Source organism: Streptomyces sp. CLCI03 (assembly GCF_053615355.1).
In genome coordinates this window covers 1573967-1597178 of record NZ_CM132132.1, presented here as the reverse complement: position 1 = coordinate 1597178, position 23212 = coordinate 1573967, and the positions used below count along the sequence as shown (strand labels likewise).

Here is a 23212-nt window from a genome sequence, read left to right as displayed (position 1 = left end):
GGGCGGCGGGGGTGCCCGCCTGCCGGCCCGCCCGCCGTCCACCGCCCGTCGTGCCGCCCGCCGCCCACCGCCCGTCGTGCCGCCGGCCGTGCCGCCCGTCATGCCTCCGGTTCCGAGGCGAACGCCGCCCGCAGTTCCTCCCGTAGCGACCGCTGGAAGGCCGTCACCAGCGCCTGGACCACCATCGGCTGCATGTGCGCCGACAGCGCCTTCATCGACTCCACCCGCTCCGGATCGCTCTCGCCCCGGGTGAACGGCCCCCACACCTCGTCCCGGAACAGCGCCGTCAGCTCGTGCGCCGCCGACCGGGTGTGCTCGATCAGCACCCCGCGCGCCGCCAGGATCGTCTCGTGGGCGATCGGTACGTCGAGCAGCGCGACCCCGAGCCTCAGCAGCCCCACGTCCACCCGGAACCCGTCCCCCGCGGCGGCGAGCACGTTCATCGCAGTCAGCCGCCGGACATCGGTGTCCGACAGGCTCCGCCCCGCCCGCTTCTCCAGCTCCTCCCGCGACACCTCCTGCGCCGCGTCCGGAGCCCAACTGGCCACCATCGCACGGTGGATCGCCAGGTCGTGGGCGCTCAGGTCGTCCGGCAGCGCGTCCAGATAGCGCTCGATCGCGGACAGGGTCATGCCCTGGTGCTGCAGCTCCTCGATCAGCGCCAGCCGCGACAGGTGTTCCGGCCCGTAGTGCCCCACCCGACGAGGGCCGATCACGGGAGGGGGCAAAAGCCCGCGGGTGCTGTAGAAACGAACGGTGCGCACGGTGACGCCCGCCCGGGCCGCCAGCTCGTCGACGGTGAGCATCGGCTCGGGTGCCTGGTCGGCCATCGTCTGCGCCTCGCTCTCTGCTCCACAGCTTGGGTTCAACAGTATTGCTGTCGCACCAACGATGTGAAACGGCCAGGAGCTGCCCATGACCACGAACCTGCGACTGCCCGGACGACCCGAAGAGATCACCCTGCCGGCCCTGCTGGCCCGCAACGCCGCCGAGTACGGGGAGCTCCCCGCCCTGTCCTGGCGGGCCGGCCCCGACGCCGCCGAGTGGACGACCCTCACCTGGGGCGAGGTGCGCCGCAAGGTCGCCGTCCTCGCCTCCGGATACGCCGCCCTCGGCGTCGAGCGCGGCGAACACGTGCTGATGATGATGGGCAACCGCCCCGAGCACTGGCTCAGCGACCTCGCCCTCGTCCACCTCGGCGCCGTGCCCGTCACCGTGTACGGGACCTCCGCGCCCGAGCAGATCGCCCACATCGCCCGACACAGCCGGGCCCGGGTCGCCGTCGTCGAGGGCGCCCGCGAACTCCTGCGGTGGGAACCGCTGCTGACCGACCCGAACGTGCCCCTGGAGCGGCTCGTCGTGGCCGAGGCCGCCGAAGCCGGCAGCCACTCCACCTACGGCTCCGTGTACTCCGGCGGGGTCCGGCTGCACCGCGCCGACGCCTTCGAGAAGGCCTGGCGGGAGACCCGCCCCGAGGACCCGCTGACGGTCGTCTACACCTCCGGGACCACCGGGGACCCGAAGGGCGTACGGCTGACCCACCACAACCTCATGCTGCAGGCGATCCGCCTCGACCGGCACGTGGATCTGCCCGAGCACGCCGAGCACATCTGCTACCTGCCCTTCGCGCACATAGCCGAGCGGGTCCTCGGCATCTACCTGCCCCTGCTCCGGGCCTCCCACGTACGGCTGTGCGCGGACCCCGCCGCCGTGTCGGGGGCGGTCCGGGAGCTGCACCCGGTGCAGTTCTTCGGCGTGCCCCGGGTGTGGGAGAAGCTCGCCGCCTCGGTCCGCGCGGTCCTCGCCCAGCTCCCCGAGGCGCAGCGCGCGGCCATCGAGGCCGCGAACGACCTGGCCCGCGCCCGGGCCGCGCACCGGGAGCGCGGCGAGGAGGTGCCGGCCGCGCTCGAAGCCTCGTACGCCCGGGCCAAGGAGCAGGTGCTGGACCCGCTGCTGGGGCTGGCGGGCATGGACCGGCTGATGTGGACGGCCAGCGCCACCGCGCCGATGCCGATCGACGTGGTCCGCTTCTGGGCCGGCTGGGGCATCACCATCATGGACGCCTGGGGGCTGACCGAGACCTCGGGCGTGTGCACGGTCAACAGCCCGGACGGCTTCCGCCTCGGCTCGGTGGGCCGTCCGATCGAGGGGCTGGAGCTGAGGCTGGCCGAGGACGGGGAGATCCTCACCCGGGGGGCGACCGTCTTCGGCGGTTATCTGCGGCCGGACGGTTCGGTGGAGAGCGCCGCGGACACCGAGGGCTGGTTCCCGACGGGGGACATCGGCCGCCTCGACGAGGACGGCTACCTCTGGCTGACCGACCGCAAGAAGGAACTGATCATCACCTCGAACGGCAAGAACGTCTCGCCCGCCCTGGTGGAGAACACCGTCAAGGAACACCCGCTGATCGGCCAGGCCCTGGTGCACGGGGACGGCCGTTCCTACCTGGTCGCCCTGCTGGTCCTGGACCCGGAGCTGGCGCCGGTCTGGGCCGCCGCCCGCGGCATCGAGGCGGCCTCCCCGGCCGAGCTCGCCGCGCACCCCGCCGTCCGGGCGGAGATCGCCCGCGCGGTGGAGGCGGCCAACGCCCGGCTCAACCGGACCGAGCAGATCAAGCGGTACCGGCTGCTGACGCAGGAGTGGGGCCCCGAGACCGGGGAACTCACGCCCTCGCTCAAGCTCCGCCGCCGGGTGGTGCGTGACAAGTACGGCGCGCTGATCGACGGCCTGTACGACGACCCGTACGAGGCGCCCCACGGGGAGCCCTCCGGGGAGCCGTCCGAGGAGCCGTCCGCGTCCGCGTAGCCCGGACGGACCGGTGCGGTGGGCGGGATCGTGCCCACCGCACCGGTGTCGCGGAGCGGGTGAACCGCCGCGCGGGCGCCCTACGACCCTCATCGGCCGATATGAGCTTAAATGTGAAATACATGATGCTCTGTCACGATATGTGGTTCCAGTCCTTCGGGGAAGGGGGCTTCGTTGCCGGCCGATCAGCCTTCCCGCACGGACAAGGTGGTCTTCGGGGTCACCGCGGGCCTGACCCTCGCCTTCGTCCTCTGGGGCGCCGTGGCGACGGACTCGCTGGAGAGCGTGTCGAGCAGCCTGCTCGAAGGGCTCATCCACAACGGCGGCTGGGCCTTCATGCTCGCCGCCAGCGGCTTCGTCGTGTTCGCCCTCTGGCTGGCGATCAGCCGCTACGGCCGGATCCGCCTCGGCCACGAGGACGAGGTCCCGGAGTTCCGCACCGTCTCCTGGGTCGCCATGATGTTCAGCGCCGGCATGGGCATCGGGCTCATGTTCTACGGCGTCAGCGAACCCCTGGCGCACTACGGGACGCCCCCGCCCGGCACGCATCCGGTCGACTCCGCCGAGCGGATGCAGACGGCGATGGCCACCACCCTGTTCCACTGGACGCTCCACCCGTGGGCCATCTACGCGGTCGTCGGGCTCGCCATCGCCTACAGCACCTTCCGACGCGACCGCCGCCAGACGATCAGCGCCGTGTTCGAGCCGCTCATCGGAGTCCGGCACGCCCACGGGGGCGCCGGCCGGGTCATCGACATCGTGGCGATCTTCGCGACCCTCTTCGGCTCCGCCGCCTCGCTGGGCCTCGGGGCTCTCCAGATCGGCAGCGGATTCCAGGAGCTGGGATGGATGGACTCGGTCGGCACCGCGCTGCTCGTGGGCATCATCGCCGTCCTGACCGTCGCCTTCGTCGCCTCCGCGGTCTCCGGTGTGGAGCGGGGCATCCAGTGGCTGTCGAACATCAACATGGTGCTCGCCCTGCTCCTGGTCGTCTTCGTGTTCATCGCCGGGCCGACCATCATCGTGCTCGACCTGCTGCCCACGTCCCTGGGCGCCTACCTCGGCGACCTTCCCCAGCTCATCGGCCGTACCGAGGCCACCGGCGCCGGCGAGGTCGCCGAGTGGCTGGGCAGCTGGACTGTCTTCTACTGGGCCTGGTGGATCTCCTGGACCCCGTTCGTCGGCATGTTCATCGCCCGGATCAGCCGCGGCCGCACCATCCGGCAGTTCATCGGCGGCGTCATCCTCGTACCGAGCACGGTCAGCCTGGTGTGGTTCTGCGTCTTCGGCGGCACGGCCATGAAGCTCCAGGAGAGCGGCGACCTCCCCAAGGAGAGCACCCCGGAGGGACAACTCTTCGGGCTGCTCCAGCAGTTCCCCGCCGCCACCTTCATGAGCCTGCTGGTGATGGTCCTCGTCGCGATCTTCTTCGTCTCCGGCGCGGACGCCGCCTCCATCGTGATGGGCACGCTCTCCCAGAAGGGCGTCCTCGAACCGTCCCGGCCGGTGGTCGTCTTCTGGGGCGTGGTCACCGGTGCCGTCGCGGCGATCATGCTGCTCATCGGCAACGGGGAGGGCGACGCGCTCGCCGGACTGCAGAACCTGACGATCCTCGTGGCGGCGCCGTTCACCCTGGTCATGATCGGTATGTGCGTGGCGCTCATGCGCGACCTGCGCCGGGACCCGCTCATCATCCAGGGCGAACAGGGCGAGGAAGCGGTGGCCGTGGCCGTGGCCGCGGGCCACGAGGAGTACGGCGGCGAGTTCGAGATCCGCATCGGCCCCTCCGGCGACCCGGAGGCGGACACGACGGACACGACGGGCACGGACGCGGCCCGGCCACCCGACGGCCGTCCCTGACGAGCGGGGCTGTCGGGTCGGGCCGTACCGGCGCGACCCGACAGCGAACGCTCAGCGTCCGATCAGCGGGTAGTGGTCGGAGAGGTTGGTGTACGTGTAGGAGGTGCCCCAGCTGGAGACCGTCCAGGGCGCCGACTGCTCCTTGACCACGTTGTTCTCCCAGCCCGCCGGGCGGGCGTTGCCCTTGCGGTAGAGGACGTAGTCCAGGTCCTCGCGCGGGTCGGTCGGGTAGCGGTACTTCGCTATGGAGTTCAGCGCGGTGTCGAAGGAGTACGGGTGCCCCGTACGGCTGTCGGCGTCCGCCAGGTCGGCGTTCGCCAGCAGGCTCGCGTACTCCGGCGTGCGCGAGTCGACGTTCAGGTCGCCCGCCACGATGACCTGCTCGTTCGCCGGGATGTTCTTCCCGTCCAGGAAGGCGTCCACGGCGCGGAACTGACGGGCGCGCATCTCCGCGGCCTCGCCCGCGCCACAGCCCGGGTCGGTGGACTGCGCGTGCGTACCGACCACGTGCACCTTGGTGCCGTTCACGTTCAGCACGACATAGGCGAAGCCCTTGTTGGACCACCAGTCGGCGCCGCAGGCGTCCTTGTAGACGACCTGCTCCTTGCGCAGGATCGGCCACTTGCTGAGGATCGTGACCCCGCCGTCCTCCGGGGTGGTGGCGGAGTACGCGCCGCCCGTGGCGTCCCAGCCGCTCTTGCTGCGGCCGACGACCGGGGTCTGGTACGGGTACTGCGCGGCGGAGTTCGCCTTCAGCGCGTCCGAAGAGCTGTTGTCGAAGGCCTCCTGGAGCACGACCACGTCGTGGCCCTGGTAGAAGGAGGTCCGGGGGATCTCGGCGGCCCGGTGGTCCTGGCCCCAGTTCGGGTACAGGTTCTTGCTCATCAGGAACACGTTGTACGACAGGACGCTGAGCCGCGGCGCGGCGGCGGTCTCCGCCGCCGAGGCGGCGGGCGCGGTGGTGGCGGCCAGCGCGCCTGCGGCGACCGCGGCGACGGCCGTGGCGGCGGCGCGGCGCGAGCGGGGCGAGGAAAGCAGCATGGAGGTCTCCATCATTCCTGCGGGGGAAGATCGACGCCGTCATACAAGCAGCAGCAGTTACCTCTGGGTAACACCCGTGCAGAGACTTTCTGTCCGTAGGACGGCCGTCCGGTGCTCGCATACTTGTCATATGACGAAGACGGACTCCGTACACCCCGCCGGACCTGCGGCCACGCGCCGCACCGACCCCGAGCCGCCGCCACCCGGCGGGGTGCTGTGGACCATCGCCGGTGACGTCCGGGCCCTGCTGATGCTGCCCGCCGCCTTCACCATGCAGGTCGCCCACCCCGCCATCGCGGCCGGTGTCGACGAGTACTCCGTCTTCCGCACCGACCCCTGGGGCCGCGGCGAGCGTTCCCTGCGCTCGGTCCAGCTGTGGGTGTACGGCGGGGAGGAGGCCGCCGAGGAAGGCCGCCGGGTGCGCCGCCTGCACAAGGACATCCAGGGCACCGACACCCGCGGCCGCCGCTACCACTCCCTGGACCCCGCCTGCTACGCCTGGGTCCACGCCACCGGCTTCCCGGTCTACCTCTACGCCGGGCGCTACCTGCTGCGCCGCTTCACCCCGGCCCAGGAGCGGCAGCTCTACCAGGAGTGGCTCCAGGTGGGGCGCATCCTCGGCCTGCGCGACCGGGACATGCCGCAGAGCATCGAGGAGTACTGGACGTACTGGGGCCGGATGCTGGCCGAGGAGATCGAGCCCACCGCCGTCGCCCGCGAGCTGATCTCCACCGAGGTGAAGTTGCCCCGGCCGCCGGCCGGCTCGCCGGCCGTGCGCCTGCTGCTGAGGCTGACCTGGCCGGTGCTGCGGGCCGCCTTCCTGCGCCTCCGGGCCTTCGTCACCGTCGGCTACATGCCGCCCGAGGCCCGCGCCGCGATCGGGCTGGAGTGGAGCCCGGCCCAGGAGCGCACGCTCCGGCGGTTCAGCACGGTCGTACGGCTCCTCGTACCGCTGCTGCCCGAGCGGCTGCGGTACCTGCCGATCGCCTACCGGGCGCGGGCCGCGTGGCATGCGGGCCGCCGCTGACGACCCTCCGTGCGCCCGCGGCCCCCGCCGGATGCGGGGGCCGCGGGCGGTGCGGACTCAGTGCCGGTGGCCGGGCCCGGCGCCGTGCTCGGTGTCGTGGATCGTGTCGGTCGCCGCGATCTTCTTCCAGGACTTCGGCTCCGCGGCGGGCTTCGCCGGGGAGGACTGCCGCGACGAGCGGGCCGTGGGCCCCGCCGCCGACGGGTTCAGGGCCGAGGCCTCGGGCTTGCCCGGGGTGTACAGCCAGGTCTCGAAGAGCTGGGCGAGAGGCTTCTTCGAGACCTTCTCGGCGTACCGGACGAAGTCCCCGACCTTGGCGTTGCCGTAGGCCCGCTCGGTCGGCCAACCCTTGAGGATCTCGAAGAACTTCTCGTCGCCGATCTCGTTGCGCAGCGCCTGCAGGGCGATGGCCCCGCGGTCGTAGACGGCGCCGTGGAACTGGTTCTCCGGACCGGGGTCACCCGGCTTGACCTGCCAGAACGCGTCCTCGGCCGGGCGCAGGGCGTAGGCCCAGTCGGCCAGCTCCTGCGCCGTGCCCTCGCCCTCCTTCTCCGACCAGAGCCACTGGCTGTAGCGGGCGAAGCCCTCGTTGATCCAGATGTCCTTCCAGCCCTCGACGGACACGCTGTCGCCGTACCACTGGTGCGCCAGCTCGTGCACGACCACCGAGACGTTGGCGCCGTTGCGGAACTGCGCCGGCCCGTAGAACGGCCGTGTCTGGGTCTCCAGGGCGAAGCCGGCCGTCACGTTCGGCACGTAGCCGCCCAGCGCGTTGAAGGGGTACGGCCCGAAGACCCCCTCCAGCCACTCGGCGACCTCGCCGGTCCGCTCCACGCTCGCGCGCGCCGCGCCCGCGTTGTCGCCGAGGTCCTTGCTGTACGCGTTGAGGATCGGCAGCCCGCTCGCCGTCTTGTCGGTGGTGATGTCGAACTTGCCGACGGCCAGGGTGGCCAGATAGGTGGCCTGCGGCTTGTTGGAACGCCAGTTGTACCGGGTCCAGCCCAGCCGCGAGGTCTGGGACTGCAGCACGCCGTTGCTGATGGCCTGGGTGCCGTCGGGCACGTTGATCGAGACGTCGAAGGTGGCCTTGTCCAGCGGGTGGTCGTTGCTGGGGAACCACCAGACCGCCGAGTCGGGCTCCTGCGCCGCGACCCCACCGTCGGGCGTACGCTGCCAGGCGCTCCAGCCGTCCACCTTGAACTCCGAGGGCTTCCCGGCGTACTTGACGACGACGGACAGCGGGGTGTTGCGCGCCAGCGGCTTCGCCGGGGTGACCTCCAGCTCGTGGGAGCCGGACGTGGCGAACTTCGCCTTGACCCCGTTGACCCGGATCTCGCTGACCTGGAGGCCGAAGTCCAGGTTGAAGCGGGACAGGTCCTGCTTGGCGGTGGCCAACAGGGTGGCCGTGCCCTCCAACAGGTCCGTCTTCGGCTGGTACTGCAGGCGCAGGTCGTAGTGCGACACGTCGTATCCGCCGTTGCCGCTGGCCGGGTAGTAGGGATCGCCGATACCCGGGGCGCCCGAACCCGAACCCGCCGCCGACGCCGGGATCACCAGCAGGAGGGAAGCGGCGAGCACGCTCGGGGCGATGACTTTGCGGTGCACGAATGGCTCCAAGTGGTAGGGGAGACAGATCGGTTCACAGAGTGGTCCAAGGCCTTGTCGTTCGACCGTATTCACCCTTGACCGTTCAGGTCATGTCCATGGCCCCTGCTGTCACACGATCGCCATTCGGCCGTCACGCGTCCGCGCGCGGGACGGTGCCGCGACCACCCACGGGGGTACCGCCCACCCCGGCACACCCGCCCCGGCCTGCGCACCGACCGCCAGGAGCCCCCTTCCCGAAGCCGCCACCACCCGCCCGACCCTGCCCGAGGGAACGTCCGGATCACCACGACACCCCTTGCGGTACACCCACCCTTGTGCGGCCGCCCCGCCCCCGGTCGGCGGTGCGGAGCGACCCCGCGCGGGGAGCGGAGGAGCGTGGGGCTCGATCCCCCTGTCCGGCGTACCGGACAGTAGGTACCGTGCCGCGCATGACCCTTCACCCGCGCGCCGCGCGACGCTGTTGGCACACCGCCGTCAATCCGCTGCACTCCACCGTCTACTTCTCGCCGGAGATCGCCGAGGAGTTCGCCGCCCTCGGGATAACCGACCCGGTCGCCGTCAACCTCGCGCACCGCTCCGCCGCGATGGGGGCCGTCGGGGCCGGCGCGGTCACCGCCGCCTTCTACAACTACCGGCACGACGTCGTCGCCCGGCACCTGCCCGCCGTCTGGGACACCGTCACCCCCGAGCAGGCCCTCGCCGCTCGGCTGCGCGCCGCCGACGCCACCCTGACCCGGCTGCTCGGCGAAGAGACCGTGAAGTCCCCCGAGGTCGCCGAAGCCGCCGACCTGGCGATGCGGGCCACCGAGCGCTGCACCCGGCACGCCCGCACCCTCTACGCCGCCCACGCCGACCTCCCCGTACCCGAGGCCCCGCACCTGCGGCTGTGGCACGCCACCACCCTGCTGCGCGAGCACCGCGGCGACGGCCACCTCGCCGCCCTGCTCCTCGCGGGCCTGGACCCGGTGGAGGCCCTGGTCAGCCACACGGCCACCGGCAAGGGCATGACCCCGAAGCGGATCAAGGGCATACGCGGCTGGACGCAGGACGACCTCGACGCCGCGGCCGACCGGCTGCGCGAGCGCGGCGTCCTCGACGCCGACGGCGACCTGACCGAGGAGGGCACGGCCCTGCGCGAGCGACTGGAGAGCGAGACCGACCGCCTCGACGCCGCCCCCTACGAGCACCTCGGCGCGGACGGCCTGGCCCGCCTCACCGAACTCGGCGGCGCCCTCGTCCTCAAGGCCGTGACCGCCGGGGCCTTCCCGCGGGACCTGATGGGCAGGGCCTGACGGGCAGGGCTCCGCCCGTCCGCCACCGCCACCTGCCACAATTGGCAGCCTTCCAGTGCAAACGAAGGCAGGCGGGACCCGATCGTGACGACGTCCATCGAAGGCAGGATCGCCGAGGAGCTCGGCGTACGGGAGCGGCAGGTCAAGGCCGCCGTCGAGCTGCTCGACGGCGGCTCCACCGTGCCGTTCATCGCGCGCTACCGCAAGGAAGCGACCGAGATGCTCGACGACGCCCAGCTGCGCACCCTAGAGGAGCGGCTGAGGTACCTGCGGGAGCTGGAGGACCGCCGCGCGGCGGTCCTGGATTCCGTACGGGAGCAGGGCAAGCTCACCGACGAACTGGCGGCGCGGATCGCCGCGGCCGACACCAAGGCCCGGCTGGAGGACATCTACCTGCCCTTCAAGCCCAAGCGGCGCACCAAGGCGCAGATCGCCCGCGAGGCCGGTCTGGAGCCGCTCGCCGAAGGCCTGCTGGCCGACCCGTCCGTCGAGCCGGTCGCCGCCGCGGCCGCGTTCGTCGACGCCGACAAGGGCGTCGCCGACCCGGCGGCCGCCCTGGACGGCGCCCGGGCCATCCTCACCGAGCGGTTCGGCGAGGACGCCGACCTGATCGGCGAGCTGCGCGAGCGCATGTGGGGCCGCGGCCGGCTCGCGGCGAAGGTCCGTGAGGGCAAGGAGGAGGCGGGCGCCAAGTTCGCCGACTACTTCGACTTCGCCGAGCCGTTCACCGCGCTGCCCTCGCACCGCGTCCTCGCCATGCTGCGCGGCGAGAAGGAGGACGTCCTCGACCTCGTCCTGGAGCCGGAGGACCGCGAAGACACAGCGACGCCCGGCCCGTCCACCTACGAGGGCATGATCGCGCGCCGCTTCGGTGTCGCCGACCGTGACCGTCCCGGCGACAAGTGGCTGGCCGACACGGTCCGCTGGGCCTGGCGTACGAAGATCCAGGTGCACCTCGGCATCGACCTGCGGACGCGACTGCGCCAGGCCGCCGAGGACGAGGCCGTACGGGTCTTCGCCTCGAACCTGCGCGACCTGCTGCTCGCGGCCCCCGCCGGCACCCGGGCGACGCTCGGCCTCGACCCGGGCTTCCGTACCGGTGTGAAGGTCGCCGTCGTGGACGCGACCGGCAAGGTCGTGGCCACCGACGTGATCTATCCGCACGTCCCCGCCAACAAGTGGGACGAGTCCCTCGCCAAGCTCGCCCGCCTGGCCAAGGAGCACGCCGTCGAGCTGGTCGCCATCGGCAACGGCACGGCCTCCCGCGAGACCGACAAGCTGGCCGGGGACCTCATCACGCGCCACCCCGAGCTGAAGCTCACCAAGGTGATGGTCTCCGAGGCGGGCGCCTCCGTGTACTCGGCCTCCGCCTTCGCCTCGCAGGAACTGCCGGACATGGACGTGTCGCTGCGCGGCGCCGTCTCCATCGCCCGCCGCCTGCAGGACCCGCTCGCCGAACTCGTCAAGATCGACCCGAAGTCGATCGGCGTCGGCCAGTACCAGCACGACCTGTCCGAGGTGAAGCTCTCGCGCTCGCTCGACGCGGTCGTCGAGGACTGTGTGAACGGCGTCGGCGTGGACGTCAACACCGCCTCCGCGCCGCTGCTCTCGCGGGTGTCGGGCATCAGCGGCGGCCTCGCCGAGAACATCGTGGCCCACCGCGACGCCAACGGCCCCTTCCGTAGCCGCAAGGGCCTCAAGGACGTGGCCCGGCTCGGCCCGAAGGCGTACGAGCAGTGCGCGGGATTCCTGCGGATCCGCGGCGGCGACGACCCGCTGGACTTCTCCAGCGTGCACCCCGAGGCCTATCCGGTGGTCCGGGGCATGGCCAAGACCGCGGGCAGCGAGGTCGCGGCCCTGATCGGCAACTCCGGTCTGCTGCGTTCGCTGCGGCCGGAGCAGTTCGTCACCGAGGCCTTCGGTCTGCCCACCGTCACGGACATCCTGCGCGAGCTGGAGAAGCCGGGCCGCGACCCGCGCCCGGCCTTCAAGACGGCCACCTTCAAGGAGGGCGTCGAGAAGATCGGCGACCTGGCCCCCGGGATGATCCTGGAGGGCGTCGTCACCAACGTGGCCGCCTTCGGCGCCTTCATCGACATCGGCGTCCACCAGGACGGGCTCGCGCACGTCTCGGCGCTGTCGAAGAACTTCGTCAAGGACCCCCGGGACGTGGTCAAGCCGGGCGACATCGTCCGGGTGAAGGTCATGGACGTGGACATCCCGCGCAAGCGGATCTCGCTGACCCTGCGGCTGGAGGACGAGGCCGGGGCGGAGCGCGGCGCGGGCGCGCCCCGGCAGCGCGAGGACCGACGGGGCGGTGGCGGCGGTGGCCGGCCGCCGCAGCAGCGCGGCGGGTCCGGTAACCGCGAGGGCGGCCGGAACCAGGGCCAGGGCGAGCGCGGCCAGGGCGGTCAGGGCCGTCGGCAGGGCGGCGGCAACGCCCCCGCCCCCGCCAACAGCGCGATGGCGGACGCCCTGCGCCGCGCGGGCCTCACCGCACCCGAGGAGCGCCGCAAGAAGTAGCCCCCGTCAAGGGCGTCTTGAGGCCACCCGACAGGCGCGGGCCGCGTACGGAGTGGCCGAATAGCTTCCCCACCTGGGGACTTGCCTTGCCAACTCGCGTACAAGATCTGTAGGCATGGTGGAACGCCCGTTCGTCACTCGGCGGACGGGCTTCCGCGTTTTCCCCTCAGGACCGTATTCCCCGAGGCCGCCTCGAAGGCACAGGACGTCATGCCCATGCCCACACACGCCTACCACCGTTGCCCCGGAAAGGGTCCGAAGAGGGATCACATGCCCCACCGGCAACTCAGCATTCGCAAGAGGTGCGAGCAGATTCTCGGCCATCTGGATCTGACCCACCCGTTCTCCCTCGACGACCTGTGCCGCCGGATAGCCGAGCGGCGCGGCCGTCCCATCCGGCTCCACCCGCTCCCCAAGGAGGCGGCCGAGTCAGGAGTCTGCGGATTGTGGGTGGGCACGGCCGGCGTCGACTACGTCTTCTACGAGGCGCAGACCACCCCGCTGCACCGGGAGCACATCGTCCTCCACGAGCTGGGCCACATCCTCTTCGGTCACCACTCCCTGGAAGGGGAGGAGACCGACGGGCACGCCCCCGTGGTGCTCGGGCGCACCAACTACACCACCCGGCAGGAGCAGGAGGCGGAGATGCTCGCCAGCATGATCCGCATCCGCACCGCGAACCTCGCCCCCCGGTCCGCGAACGGCGCGCGCGGCACCCTGGCCCGGCTGGAGTCGGCCATGGGGTACGAGCGGGGCACCGATGGCAACTGACCTGACCGACCTCGGCAACTGGCTCGCCGTCCCCAGCGTGGTGTGCCTGTGGGCCGCCGTCCTGCTCCGCGCCCCCGGAGCCCTGCGCTCCCCGCAACAGCGCGGCCTGTGGCTGGCCGTCGCCACCGCCGCCGCCGCGATGACCCTCAACCTCCCGGACGTGGTCGCCTACGCGATGAGCCGCGGCTCCGGCTACGCCCACACCATCGGCCTCGTCCGCAACCTCATCGGCGTGCTCTCGGCCGGCGCCGTGCTCTACTTCGTGGCCGCCACGACCCGAGGCCGCAGGCTCCAACTCACCGCCTGCGTCGCCACCGTGGCCTGGCTCATCACCCTCCTCGCCCTGGACGCGGCCGCCCCCGACCACGGCACGCACACCATGCCCCCGGTCGGCGACCCGGTGCCCTCCCTCGCGTACTGGCTCGTGCTGATCTCCGCCCATGTGGTCGCCAACATCGTCTGCGTGGCCCTGTGTTCGCGCTACAGCCGGCGTACCGAGAGCCGGGGCCTGGCCGCCGGCCTGCGGCTCTTCGGCCTCGGAACCGCCCTCGCCGGACTGTTCTGGCTGGCCTACCTGCTCAAGGCCCTCTTCGGCAGCACCTGGGCGATGCCCGCCCTCCCGCTGCTCATGAACCTGCACGGCCTGCTGCGCGCCGCCGCGATCCTCGTGCCCACCCTCTTCACGCTCCGCCGCACCTGCGCGGACATCGCCACGACCTGGCGGCTCTGGCCGCTGTGGCGCGACCTGGTCGAAGCGGTGCCGCACGTGGCCCTCAACAAGCCGCGCGCCTGGCGGGTGATGGAGCTGCTGTGGCCGCCGGTCCCGCGCAACCTGCTCGTGTACCGGAAGGTCATCGAGACCCGCGACGCGATCCTGATCCTGGGCGAGTACGCGGCCCCGGGCGCCATGGAAGAGGCCCGCGGGCAGGTCACCGGCCACGGGGTCCCCGAGCAGCGGGCCACCGCCGCCGCGCTGGCCCGCGTACTGAAGGAGGCCCGGCAGGCCAAGCTCGACGGAGCGCCCGGGCGGCCGGGCGAGGCGGCCGCGCTGGAACTGCCCGCCGCGATCCACACCTCGCAGGAGGGCGGGGACCTGGCGGACGAGGCCCGGTTCCTCGTCGACGTCGCCCAGGCGTACGCCGCGCCCGCCACCACAAGGAAGTGAAACACCTCGTGACCACCGTACTGATCACCGGCGCCAGTGCCGGACTGGGCGCGGCCTTCGCCCGGGGCTTCGCCGCCAAGGGCTGCGACCTGGTCCTCGTCGCCCGCGACAAGGACCGGCTCGACGCCGTCGCCGCCGAACTGGCCCGGGAATACGGCACCGCGTCCGAGGTGCTGCCCGCCGACCTGCTGGACCCGGCGGACTGCGCGCTCGTCACCGAGCGGCTCGCCGCGTCGGCCCGGCCCGTGGACATCCTGGTCAACAACGCGGGCTTCGGGCTGGCCGCCCCCTTCCCGTACAGCCCGGTCGAGGACGAGGAGCGGATGCTCGACCTGCTGGTCAAGGTCCCCCTCCGGCTCACCCACGCGCTCCTGCCGGGCCTGCGCGCCCGCCGCCGGGGCGCGGTCCTCAACGTCTCGTCGGTGGCGGGACTCCTGCCGACCGGGACGTACGGCGCCGCCAAGGCCTGGATCACCGCCTTCAGCGAGTCGCTCCGGGTGGACCTGGCACCGTACGGGGTCCGGGTGCTGGCCGTGGTCCCCGGCTTCACCCGCACCGAGTTCCAGCAGCGGGCCGGGATGGACGTCAGCGCGCTGCGCGACGCGGTCTGGCTGGAGCCGGAGGCCGTGGTCGCCCAGGCCCTGAAGGACCTCGCCCTGCGCCGACCGGTCAGCGTCACCGGCCTCCGCTACCGCGCCTACGCCCTCGCCGTCCGGCACCTGCCGCGTACGTTCGTGGCCGCCAGGATGGCCCGCGAGCGCCGGGCCCCGGCGGACCCGACCGCATGAGTGCGACCGTGGAGCGGGCCCGCGAGGCCCTGGCGTCGGGGCTGCCGCCCGTCGAGGTGTACGCGGCCCTCACGGTCGGCGCCGACTTCCAGGACACCGCCCTCGCGGTGTGCGAGGCGCTCGGCATCCCGCGCGCCGACGTGCAGCGGCGGCTGCGCGGCGCCGAGGAACTGTGGGGCGACTTCGCCCCCGGGGACGAGGAGTTCCTCGGGGAACTCCTCGACCTCATCGGAGTGTTCGACGTCCACGTGGTGCTGGACGAGTCCGGCGAGCGGGTCCGCCGGCTCCTGGGCCGGTCCATGGGCGTCCTGGGCGGCATCGCGAGCGGGGCGGCCTTCAGCATCGGCCGGAAGCTGGACACCGGCCGCCTGCCCGAGGCGTACACCGTCCTCGTCGGCCTGCCGGTCCGCGAGGCACGCGAACGCTGTGCCCGGCGGGACGCCTCGGGGAGTCGCCCTAGAGCTCGGTGACCTTGCCGCCGGAGACCTCCAGGCGGCGGGTCACGTGCACGGCGTCCAGCATGCGGCGGTCGTGCGTGACCAGCAGCAGGGTGCCCTCGTAGGCGTCGAGCGCGGCCTCCAACTGTTCGATCGCCGGAAGGTCGAGGTGGTTGGTCGGCTCGTCCAGGACCAGCAGGTTCACCCCGCGCCCCTGGAGCAGGGCCAGCGCCGCCCGGGTGCGCTCGCCCGGCGAGAGGGTGCCCGCCGGGCGGAGGACGTGGGCCGCCTTGAGGCCGAACTTGGCCAGCAGGGTGCGGACCTCGGCCGGCTCGGTCTCGGGGACCGCCGCGCAGAAGGCTTCGAGCAGCGGTTCGTCGCCGAGGAACAGGCCGCGCGCCTGGTCGACCTCGCCGACCAGGACGCCGGAGCCGAGGGTGGCGGACCCGGAGTCCGGTGCCAGCCGGCCCAGCAGGACGGCGAGCAGCGTGGACTTGCCGGCGCCGTTGGCCCCGGTGATCGCCACCCGGTCCGCCCAGTCGATCTGCAGGCTCGCCGGACCGAAGGCGAAGTCCCCCCGCTTGACGGCCGCCTCGCGCAGGGTGGCCACCACGGACCCGGAGCGCGGGGCCGCCGCGATCTCCATGCGCAGCTCCCACTCCTTGCGGGGCTCGTCGACGACCTCCAGCCGCTCGATCGCCCGGGCGGTCTGGCGGGCCTTGGCGGCCTGCTTCTCGCTGGACTCGCCGCGCAGGTTCTTTCCGATCTTGTCGTTGTCGGAGGCCTTGCGGCGGGCGTTGCGCACACCCTTGTCCATCCAGTTGCGCTGCATCTGGGCCCGGCCCTCCAGGGCGGCCTTCTTGTCCGCGTACTCCTCGAACTCCTCGCGCGCGTGGCTGCGGGCCCGCGCGCGCTCCTCCAGATAGGAGTCGTAGCCGCCGCCGTAGAGGTTGATCTGCTGCTGCGCCAGGTCGAGTTCGAGCACCTTGGTGACCGTCCGGGTGAGGAACTCGCGGTCGTGGCTGATGACGACCGTGCCGGCCCGCAGCCCCTTGACGAAGCGCTCCAGCCGCTCCAGACCGTCGAGGTCGAGGTCGTTGGTCGGCTCGTCGAGCAGGAAGACGTCGTAGCGGGAGAGGAGGAGCGAGGCCAGGCCCGCCCGGGCCGCCTGGCCGCCGGAGAGCGCCGTCATGGGAAGGTCGAGACCGACGGCGAGCCCGAGCTCGTCGGCCACCTCCTGGGCCCGCTCGTCGAGGTCGGCGCCGCCGAGGTTCAGCCACATGTCCAGCGCGGTCGCGTACGCGTCGTCCGCGCCCGGCGTTCCGTCCACCAGGCCCTGTGTCGCCGCGTCCAGCTCGGCCTGGGCCGCGGCCACGCCCGTACGGCGGGCCAGGAACTCCCGGACCGACTCCTCGGGCCGACGCTCCGGCTCCTGCGGGAGGTGGCCGACGGCGGCACCGGGCGGGGAGAGCCGCAGCTCCCCGGTCTCGGGGGTGTCCAGCCCGGCGAGCAGCCGCAGCAGGGTGGACTTCCCGGCGCCGTTCACGCCGACGAGGCCGATGACGTCGCCGGGGGCGACGACGAGGTCGAGATCGGCGAAGAGGGTGCGCTCACCGTGCGCGGCGGTGAGCTTCTTGGCGACGAGGGTTGCAGTCATGATGTGCCGATCCTATCCGCGCCCGGACGGGGCCCGGCATGGCCGGATAGGTGGGAAGCACGTCATTGCGGCCATCGCGGGGGCGGAACACCATGAAGCCATGGGGTCATCGCCGCACGACGTGCTCGTCCTCCTCTACGACGGGGTCCAGAGCCTGGACGTGACCGGTCCGGTGGAGGTGTTCGCCGCGCTCGCGCACTTTCCCGGGCGGGCCGGGTACACGATCCGGACCGTCTCCCCGCAGGGGAAGCCCGTCCGCACCGGCAGCGGCCTCACGCTGGTGCCGGACGGGGAACTGGAGAGCGCCCGACCGGGGCCCGGGACGACGGTGCTGGTCCCCGGGGGACGGTTCACGGCGGACTTCGAGCCCCGGCTCACCGACTGGCTCCGGACCCACGGGGGAGGCGTGGAGCGGCTCGTCTCCGTGTGCACGGGAGGGCTGCTGCTCGCCGAGGCGGGACTGCTGGACGGGCGGCGGGCGACGACGCACTGGAACGCCTGCGAGCGGATGGCGCGCGACTATCCGGCCGTCGCCGTCGACCCGGACCCGATCTACGTACGGGACGGGCCGGTGGCCACCTCGGCCGGGGTCACGGCGGGGATCGACCTCGCCCTGGCGCTGGTGGAGGAGGACCACGGGCAGGACGTCGCCCTGACGATCGCCCGGCACCTGGTGGTGTTCCTGCGCAGGCCCGGCAACCAGGCGCAGTTCAGTGCGCAGCTGGCCGCCCAGACGGCCCGCCGGGACCCGCTGCGGGACGTCCAGCAGTGGATCACCGAGCACCCGGGGGAGCAGCTGGGCGTCGAGCAGCTCGCCGCCCGTGCCCGGCTCTCGCCGCGGCACTTCGCGCGGGCCTTCCAGGCGGAGACCGGGGTCACGCCCGGCCGGTACGTCGAACGGGTCCGGGTGGACCACGCCCGGCGGCTGCTGGAGGAGAGCGGGGAAGGGATCGCACAGATCGCCCGGGCCTGCGGTTACGGGAACCCGGAGGCGTTGCGCCGGGCCTTCGTGCGCAACCTCGGCCAGCCGCCGGCCGAGTACCGCCGCCGCTTCGGCACGGCGGGCCCGGGTCCGGGCCCCTGAGCGCCGCCCCGGCGCACCCGGAAGAAGAGAGAGAACCGCCCACGCGGGCGGAGCCGTGTTCGGACCGACGCTCCGGAGGAGCCATGCAGATCGCCGTACTGCTCTACGACCACTTCACCGCCCTCGACGCCATCGGCCCCTTCGACACCCTCGGCCGGTTGACCGACGCCGAGGTCGTCTTCGTCTCGGAGCGGCCGGGGCCCGTGCGGACCGACAACGGCTCGCTCGCGCTCGTCGCCGACAAGGGGCTCGACGAGGTCACCCGCCCCGACATCGTGATCGTGCCCGGCGGGCCGCATCCCGACCGGGAGATGGCCAACCCGGTGGTCATGGACTGGCTGCGCGCCGTCGACGCCACCACCACCTGGACGACCTCGGTGTGCACCGGATCCCTGCTGCTGGCCGCCGCCGGGCTGCTCGACGGCCGGCGGGCCACCAGCCACTGGCTGTACCTGGACCAGCTGCCGAACCACGGGGCCGAGCCCACCGGCGAGCGGGTGGTGTTCGACGGGAAGTACGTCACGGCCGCCGGGGTGTCCGCCGGGATCGACATGGGGCTCACCCTGCTCGGCCGGATCGCCGGTGACGACTTCGCCAAAGCCGTGCAGCTGATGACCGAGTATGATCCCCGGCCGCCCTACGACGCCGGCTCGCCCGACAAGGCCCCGGCCGCCCTCGTCGCGATGCTGCGGGGCGGTGGCACGCCCGGCTGAGGGCCGTCCGTCACGGTGTCCAGGTGAAGCGGGGGGACCGGCGCTCCAGGAACGCGGCGACCCCCTCGGCGGTGTCCGCGCTCCCGGCGGCCTGGTCCTCCCAGTACGCGTCCCGGTCGGTCCGGCCGTCCGCGAACTCCTTGGCCGCGGCCTGCGTCAGCTGCGAGCGCGTGGCCAGGATCCGGGTGAACTCGACGACCCGCTTGTCCAGTTGCCCGGCGGGCAGCAGTTCGTTCAGGAACCCCGCGCGCAGCGCCGTCTCCGCGCCGATCAGCTCCGCGGAGTAGAGGAGGTACTTGGCCCAGGCCGGGCCGACCAGGGCCGCGAGCCTGCGGGTGGAGGACGCCGGGTAGACGATGCCCAGCTTGGCCGGGGTCACCCCGAAGGAGGCACCCTCCTCGGCGAAGCGCAGGTCGCAGGCGGCCGCCAGCTGGCTGCCACCGCCCACGCAGAAGCCGCGGATCGCCGCCAGGGTCGGCTTGGGGAAGGCGGCCAGGGCCTCCTCGGCGGCCACCGCCAGGACTCGCGGGTCCTCGGCCCCGGCCGCGCCGGCGTCCCCGGTCAGAGAGGAGATGTCGGCGCCCGCGCAGAAGGTCGGTCCGGCCCCGGTCAGCACGAGCACCCGTACGGCCGGATCGTCCGCCAGGCCCGTCAGCAGCTCCGGGAGCGCCCGCCACATGGCGGCGGTCATGGCGTTGCGTTTGGCGGGGTGCGAGATGACGACCGTGGCCACCCCGTCGGCGACCGTGTGCAGGAGCTGTGCGTCCAGGGCTGCGTCCATGCGCCGGATGCTATCCCGCGCGGTCATACCTATGATCAAGGGAGTCCTTGCGAGGAGGTGGCACGTCCATGGGCGCAGACCGTGCGAAGGCCGGCGGCCCGGAACCGCAGCGGGACAAGAAGAAGCTCAACCGCAGTTTCGCGTTGATGACGGCCCTCGGGGTGGTCCTGGTGCTGGCCGGTCTGGTCGGCCTGGTCTACACGGGGGTGGCCACGCTCACCTCGATGTTCCTCTTCGGCTGGCTGCTGCTCCTCGGCGGCGTGGTGGGCCTGCTGCAGGCCGTCCAGGCACGCAGGAGCAACTACTTCTGGCTCGCCGTGGTCGTCGCCGCGATCAACCTGGCCGCGGGCTTCGTGATCCTGCGCCGCCCCGAGGCGAGCGCCGAGGCACTGACCATGTTCGCCGCGCTGCTGTTCCTCACGGCAGGGGTGTTCCGGCTGGTCGGGGCGCTGGTGGTGCGCGGCGCCAATTTCGGGCTCGCGGTCGTCCAGGGCGCCTTCGGGATCCTGCTGGGCTTCCTGATCCTCTCCAACTGGCCCGGCAACAGTCTGTACGTGATCGGAACGTTCTTCTCCCTCGCCCTGCTGTTCGACGGGCTGAGCCTGGTGGCCATGGGCATGGGTTCCCGGCGCATCCTGGGGTTGGTCAGGGAGGACGAGGCTCCGGCGGGGGCGGCCGCGGCGGCGTCGGCGGGCGAGGCGGCCGTGAAGCGACCGACAGAAGATCAGGAACAGTCGAACAACTGACTCTGTCATACGCCGGCGGTCAGAAAGTGTCCGATAGGCGCTGACTTTTGGTCAGCAGTCGGGTCCGGACCAGCCCGTTCCCCACTCTTGTCGCGTGGAGACGATCGAGCGCGAAGACGGGGGACGGAAGATGGATGTCAGCGGGAGCGTCCCGCCAGCCAAGGCGGGTGAGGTGGAGGCTCCGGGCGACCCCCTCGCCTACGAGGGAGTGTGGAGGTTCACCGCACCCGCCGTTGAAGAATCCGTTCCGCAGGCCCGCCGTGCGGTCCGGGACCTGCTCGGGCGCCAGGGGGTGCCGGCCCATCAGGACCTCGTCTACTCCCTGCTCCTGATCGTCTCCGAGCTGGTGACGAACTCGGTCCGGCACGCCGCCCTGCTCTCGCCGGAGGTCGCGGTCGAGGTCGCGATCGGCCGTGAGTGGGTCCGGGTGGCCGTGGAGGACAACCACCCCTACCGGCCCAAGGCGCTGGAGGCCGACTTCGGCCAGACCGGCGGCCGTGGCCTGCTCCTGGTCCGGGAGATCACCCTGGAGGCCGGCGGGGTCTGCGACGTCGAGCACACCTCGACCGGCGGCAAGGTGATCTGGGCGGCCCTGCCGCTCACCGCCCCGCCGACCGCCGGCTGAGCGGCGGCCGACGGGCGGGCGGACAGCGGGACGGCGTACGGACTACCAGCCCGCCGCGTCGCCGGTCAGCTCGCGGATCGCGGGCCGCGCCGCGTCCAGCACGGTCATGAACCAGGCCGAGAACGGCACTTCGGCGTGCCGCTTCGCCAGCTCCTCGGCGGTCACGAAGGCCGTGTCCTCGACCTCCTCCGGATCCGGCCGCACGACGGTCTGCGCGAGTCCCACGAACAGGTGATTGAACTCCTGCTCCACCAGACCCGAAGCGGGGTCCGGGTGGTTGTAGCGCACCGTCCCCGCCTGCGCGAGCAGCGAGGGCGACAGGCCCAGCTCCTCATGGGTCCGACGGGCCGCGGCCGCGAACGGCGACTCCCCGGGGTACGGGTGCCCGCAACAGGTGTTCGACCAGACGCCGGGGGAGTGGTACTTCCCGAGGGCCCGCTGCTGGAGCAGCAGTCGGCCCTGCTCGTCGAAGAGGAACACGGAGAACGCCCGGTGCAACAGGCCGGGCGCCTGGTGGGCGGAGAGCTTCTCCGCCGTGCCGATGGTGTTGCCGGCCTCGTCGACCAGTTCGAGCATGATCGGTTCTTGAGTACCGGTGCCGTTGGACGCGCTGTTCGCGGCGGTGGCTGGTGTGGTCGGCATACCCATCCTTCGCTTCGGACTTCGGCCTTCAGTCTGCCGTACAAAAGAGGCTTGTCCCCACTTCGGAGATCCACGCATGTCCGCCCCCCGTCGCGTGCTAGGCGACGAGGGGCGGATCACCTCACGTGTCATTCATATGACGTTGTGTGCGCGTCAGACTCCGAACGGGGCCGGATAGCCGATCGTCCCCACCGGCACCGGGCGGGAATCGTCCAGCACCAGCGCCATCATGGCCTCGTCGGGCACCTCGAAGGGGGCCCGGATCCCGAAGTGCGACGCCGGCACGAAGCCGAAGCGCGGGTAGTACTCCGGGTGCCCCAGGACCAGGACCAGTGACTCCCCGCGCTCCCGGGCCGCCGCCAGCAGGGCCCGTACGACCGAGCTGCCCGCGCCCGAGCGCTGCCGGGCCGGATCGGCCGCCACCGGGGCGAGCGCGAGCGCCGGGACGCCGCCGACCTCGCACCGGGTCAGCAGGGCGTGCGCCGCCACCGAACCGTCCGGGGCCTGCGCCACGTACGACAGCCCGGGCAGCCAGGCCTCGTCGCCGCGCAGCGCGTCCACGAGGTCGGCCTCCAGCGGAGTTCCGAACGCCGCCAGATTCACCGCCCGTACGGCCGCCACGTCGGCCGCGGTCTCCGGCCGGGCGGGCCAGGCGTCGCCGTCCCCGGCGCTCACCGGGCGCAGGACGTAGCCCGTGTACCCGTACTCGTGCCCGTGGCGGGCCCGTACGTCGAGCTCCTCGCGCGTCGCGGCCAGGGCCCGCGCCATCGCCGGGCCACCGGTGCCGGACAGGGTACGGACCCGCTCGGCGAGCGGGCCGTAGTACTCGGCCCAGTCGGAGTCGGGCAGCTCGTGCACGCCGAGCACCTGGTACCCGGCCGCCTGGGCGGCCGCGAGATTGCCGGCGGTGGTGCGCAGCGCGTAGTGCGGGTCCCAGAAGGCGCGGGCGCCCGCGGACGGCCGCGCGACCGACCACTGGCACTCGGTCAGCACGAGGGTGCCGCCCGGGGCGAGCAGTCGCTTCCACCGCGCGAGCGCGGCGTCGAAGCCGAGGAGGTAGGCGGAACCCTCCGCCCACACGAGGTCGAAGGAACCGTCCTCGAAGCCCTCGTCCGGGAGGGCGCCCATGTCCGCCTCCACGGTGCGGACCCGGTCGGCGAGACCGCGCGCCGCGGCGGCCGCACGGAGTTCGTCGAGGAAGGGGGCGTGCAGGTCGACGGCGGTCACCTCGGCGCCGGCCGCCTTGGCCGCGCCCGCCTCGGCGGCGAGCAGCAGTGCGCTGCGGCCCGGGCCGCAGCCCAGGTCGAGGACGCGCGGCCGCTCGGGCAGCGGTCCGCACAGGGACAACAGGTGGCGGGTGCTCGCGTCGGAGCCCGGAGCCTGCCGGGGCAGGCCGTGGTGCAGGGCGAAGAATGCGTGCGTGAAGTCGTCGGCGCCGTCGAGGTCGACGGAATCGTCGAAGGAATTGCTGTCGGTCAACGTGAACCCTTGGAACGGGGGCTCCGGCCGACGAGGCCCAGCTGTGTGATCAGGCCCGGCCGGATGCCCGGAAGGAAGGGGAGATGTACCGGAGTTCGCTGCGCATGGCCGCGACCACTACGACGGTCATCAACCCACCTCTTTCCACTCGACACGTTCAGGGGCGTG

The 23212-nt window shown here is 72.4% G+C and carries 20 protein-coding genes; 13 read left to right on the top strand and 7 right to left on the bottom strand.

The annotated features are described in order from the left end of the window. Nucleotides 1-98: 98 nt before the first annotated feature. Nucleotides 99-830 carry a MerR family transcriptional regulator gene (locus ACWG52_RS07310; RefSeq protein WP_389813472.1) on the bottom strand — a complete coding sequence of 244 codons (732 nt, stop codon included), beginning with the start codon at nt 828-830 and terminating at the stop codon, nt 99-101. Nucleotides 831-915: 85 nt separating this feature from the next. Here ACWG52_RS07310 and ACWG52_RS07305 point away from each other — a divergent pair, with 85 nt between their 5' ends. Together ACWG52_RS07305 and ACWG52_RS07300 are read left to right on the top strand one after the other, a co-directional pair. Next, nucleotides 916-2805 carry an AMP-dependent synthetase/ligase gene (locus ACWG52_RS07305; protein WP_389813475.1) on the top strand — a complete coding sequence of 630 codons (1890 nt, stop codon included), beginning with the start codon at nt 916-918 and terminating at the stop codon, nt 2803-2805. Between the two features lie 174 nt (nt 2806-2979). After that, nucleotides 2980-4665 (top strand): BCCT family transporter, encoded by a 1686-nt coding sequence (locus ACWG52_RS07300; RefSeq protein ID WP_390136842.1) that lies wholly within the window; start codon nt 2980-2982, stop codon nt 4663-4665. Between the two features lie 51 nt (nt 4666-4716). On the opposite strand, the gene sph is transcribed toward ACWG52_RS07300, so the two are convergent. Beyond that, entirely contained in the window at nt 4717-5706 is a 990-nt protein-coding gene (gene sph / locus ACWG52_RS07295; RefSeq protein WP_033220217.1) for a sphingomyelin phosphodiesterase, read from the bottom strand. 130 nt (nt 5707-5836) lie between these two features. Here sph and ACWG52_RS07290 point away from each other — a divergent pair, with 130 nt between their 5' ends. Beyond that, the gene (locus ACWG52_RS07290; RefSeq protein ID WP_453128227.1) at nt 5837-6733 is read left to right on the top strand and encodes an oxygenase MpaB family protein; all 897 of its coding nucleotides are present in this window, start codon (nt 5837-5839) and stop codon (nt 6731-6733) included. A 57-nt stretch (nt 6734-6790) separates the two neighbouring features. On the opposite strand, the gene ACWG52_RS07285 is transcribed toward ACWG52_RS07290, so the two are convergent. Beyond that, nucleotides 6791-8338, bottom strand: coding sequence for a M1 family metallopeptidase (locus ACWG52_RS07285; RefSeq protein WP_390136838.1), 1548 nt, complete (start codon nt 8336-8338; stop codon nt 6791-6793). A 431-nt stretch (nt 8339-8769) separates the two neighbouring features. Between ACWG52_RS07285 and ACWG52_RS07280 the strand changes: the two genes are divergently transcribed. The 6 genes from ACWG52_RS07280 (at nt 8770) to ACWG52_RS07255 (ending at nt 15350) form a co-directional block, all read left to right on the top strand. Beyond that, the gene (locus tag ACWG52_RS07280; protein WP_390136837.1) at nt 8770-9633 is read left to right on the top strand and encodes an SCO6745 family protein; all 864 of its coding nucleotides are present in this window, start codon (nt 8770-8772) and stop codon (nt 9631-9633) included. Nucleotides 9634-9717: 84 nt separating this feature from the next. After that, nucleotides 9718-12156: a Tex family protein gene (locus ACWG52_RS07275; protein WP_389813491.1), complete on the top strand. Its 2439-nt coding sequence runs from the start codon at nt 9718-9720 to the stop codon at nt 12154-12156. Between the two features lie 270 nt (nt 12157-12426). Further along, the gene (locus ACWG52_RS07270) at nt 12427-12927 is read left to right on the top strand and encodes a hypothetical protein (protein WP_389813494.1); all 501 of its coding nucleotides are present in this window, start codon (nt 12427-12429) and stop codon (nt 12925-12927) included. Then, complete coding sequence (locus tag ACWG52_RS07265) at nt 12917-14092, top strand: MAB_1171c family putative transporter (RefSeq protein ID WP_389813497.1); 1176 nt, start codon at nt 12917-12919, stop codon at nt 14090-14092. The genes ACWG52_RS07270 and ACWG52_RS07265 overlap by 11 nt, the downstream gene beginning before the upstream one ends. A gap of 8 nt (nt 14093-14100) precedes the next feature. After that, complete coding sequence (locus ACWG52_RS07260) at nt 14101-14880, top strand: SDR family NAD(P)-dependent oxidoreductase (protein ID WP_453128222.1); 780 nt, start codon at nt 14101-14103, stop codon at nt 14878-14880. Continuing rightward, the gene (locus ACWG52_RS07255; RefSeq protein WP_390136833.1) at nt 14877-15350 is read left to right on the top strand and encodes a hypothetical protein; all 474 of its coding nucleotides are present in this window, start codon (nt 14877-14879) and stop codon (nt 15348-15350) included. The genes ACWG52_RS07260 and ACWG52_RS07255 overlap by 4 nt, the downstream gene beginning before the upstream one ends. Here the strand turns inward: ACWG52_RS07255 and ACWG52_RS07250 are convergent. After that, a complete protein-coding gene (locus ACWG52_RS07250; protein WP_453128219.1) occupies nt 15337-16974 on the bottom strand; it encodes an ABC-F family ATP-binding cassette domain-containing protein in 1638 nt (545 codons plus the stop codon). The two genes, ACWG52_RS07255 and ACWG52_RS07250, sit on opposite strands and share 14 nt — an antisense overlap. Before the next feature lie 100 nt (nt 16975-17074). On the opposite strand from ACWG52_RS07250, the gene ACWG52_RS07245 reads away from it, so the two are divergent. Both ACWG52_RS07245 and ACWG52_RS07240 read left to right on the top strand, forming a co-directional pair. Then, on the top strand, nt 17075-18058 hold the full coding sequence (locus ACWG52_RS07245; RefSeq protein ID WP_389813509.1) for a GlxA family transcriptional regulator: 984 nt from the start codon (nt 17075-17077) through the stop codon (nt 18056-18058). An 83-nt stretch (nt 18059-18141) separates the two neighbouring features. Then, nucleotides 18142-18771 carry a DJ-1/PfpI family protein gene (locus tag ACWG52_RS07240; RefSeq protein ID WP_386131246.1) on the top strand — a complete coding sequence of 210 codons (630 nt, stop codon included), beginning with the start codon at nt 18142-18144 and terminating at the stop codon, nt 18769-18771. A 10-nt stretch (nt 18772-18781) separates the two neighbouring features. Here the strand turns inward: ACWG52_RS07240 and ACWG52_RS07235 are convergent, their stop codons facing one another. Then, a complete protein-coding gene (locus ACWG52_RS07235) occupies nt 18782-19540 on the bottom strand; it encodes an enoyl-CoA hydratase/isomerase family protein (protein WP_390137165.1) in 759 nt (252 codons plus the stop codon). Between the two features lie 80 nt (nt 19541-19620). Here ACWG52_RS07235 and ACWG52_RS07230 point away from each other — a divergent pair, with 80 nt between their 5' ends. Then, nucleotides 19621-20298: an HdeD family acid-resistance protein gene (locus tag ACWG52_RS07230; protein WP_453128217.1), complete on the top strand. Its 678-nt coding sequence runs from the start codon at nt 19621-19623 to the stop codon at nt 20296-20298. 130 nt (nt 20299-20428) lie between these two features. After that, nucleotides 20429-20923: an ATP-binding protein gene (locus tag ACWG52_RS07225; RefSeq protein WP_389813771.1), complete on the top strand. Its 495-nt coding sequence runs from the start codon at nt 20429-20431 to the stop codon at nt 20921-20923. Nucleotides 20924-20965: 42 nt separating this feature from the next. On the opposite strand, the gene idi is transcribed toward ACWG52_RS07225, so the two are convergent. Beyond that, nucleotides 20966-21565, bottom strand: coding sequence for an isopentenyl-diphosphate Delta-isomerase (idi, locus tag ACWG52_RS07220; RefSeq protein WP_389813515.1), 600 nt, complete (start codon nt 21563-21565; stop codon nt 20966-20968). Nucleotides 21566-21718: 153 nt separating this feature from the next. Continuing rightward, nucleotides 21719-23044 carry a GNAT family N-acetyltransferase gene (locus tag ACWG52_RS07215; protein WP_389813518.1) on the bottom strand — a complete coding sequence of 442 codons (1326 nt, stop codon included), beginning with the start codon at nt 23042-23044 and terminating at the stop codon, nt 21719-21721. Between the last annotated feature and the right edge of the window lie 168 nt (nt 23045-23212).

What these genes read in the sequence shown, in the direction of transcription:
- ACWG52_RS07310 (WP_389813472.1), bottom strand. Translation starts at nt 830, where the DNA reads ATGGCCGACCAGGCACCCGAGCCGATGCTCACCGTCGACGAGCTGGCG.
- ACWG52_RS07305 (WP_389813475.1), top strand. Translation starts at nt 916, where the DNA reads ATGACCACGAACCTGCGACTGCCCGGACGACCCGAAGAGATCACCCTG.
- sph (WP_033220217.1), bottom strand. Translation starts at nt 5,706, where the DNA reads ATGCTGCTTTCCTCGCCCCGCTCGCGCCGCGCCGCCGCCACGGCCGTC.
- ACWG52_RS07290 (WP_453128227.1), top strand. Translation starts at nt 5,837, where the DNA reads ATGACGAAGACGGACTCCGTACACCCCGCCGGACCTGCGGCCACGCGC.
- ACWG52_RS07280 (WP_390136837.1), top strand. Translation starts at nt 8,770, where the DNA reads ATGACCCTTCACCCGCGCGCCGCGCGACGCTGTTGGCACACCGCCGTC.
- ACWG52_RS07270 (WP_389813494.1), top strand. Translation starts at nt 12,427, where the DNA reads ATGCCCCACCGGCAACTCAGCATTCGCAAGAGGTGCGAGCAGATTCTC.
- ACWG52_RS07265 (WP_389813497.1), top strand. Translation starts at nt 12,917, where the DNA reads ATGGCAACTGACCTGACCGACCTCGGCAACTGGCTCGCCGTCCCCAGC.
- ACWG52_RS07255 (WP_390136833.1), top strand. Translation starts at nt 14,877, where the DNA reads ATGAGTGCGACCGTGGAGCGGGCCCGCGAGGCCCTGGCGTCGGGGCTG.
- ACWG52_RS07250 (WP_453128219.1), bottom strand. Translation starts at nt 16,974, where the DNA reads ATGACTGCAACCCTCGTCGCCAAGAAGCTCACCGCCGCGCACGGTGAG.
- ACWG52_RS07245 (WP_389813509.1), top strand. Translation starts at nt 17,075, where the DNA reads ATGGGGTCATCGCCGCACGACGTGCTCGTCCTCCTCTACGACGGGGTC.
- ACWG52_RS07240 (WP_386131246.1), top strand. Translation starts at nt 18,142, where the DNA reads ATGCAGATCGCCGTACTGCTCTACGACCACTTCACCGCCCTCGACGCC.
- ACWG52_RS07230 (WP_453128217.1), top strand. Translation starts at nt 19,621, where the DNA reads ATGGGCGCAGACCGTGCGAAGGCCGGCGGCCCGGAACCGCAGCGGGAC.
- ACWG52_RS07225 (WP_389813771.1), top strand. Translation starts at nt 20,429, where the DNA reads ATGGATGTCAGCGGGAGCGTCCCGCCAGCCAAGGCGGGTGAGGTGGAG.
- idi (WP_389813515.1), bottom strand. Translation starts at nt 21,565, where the DNA reads ATGCCGACCACACCAGCCACCGCCGCGAACAGCGCGTCCAACGGCACC.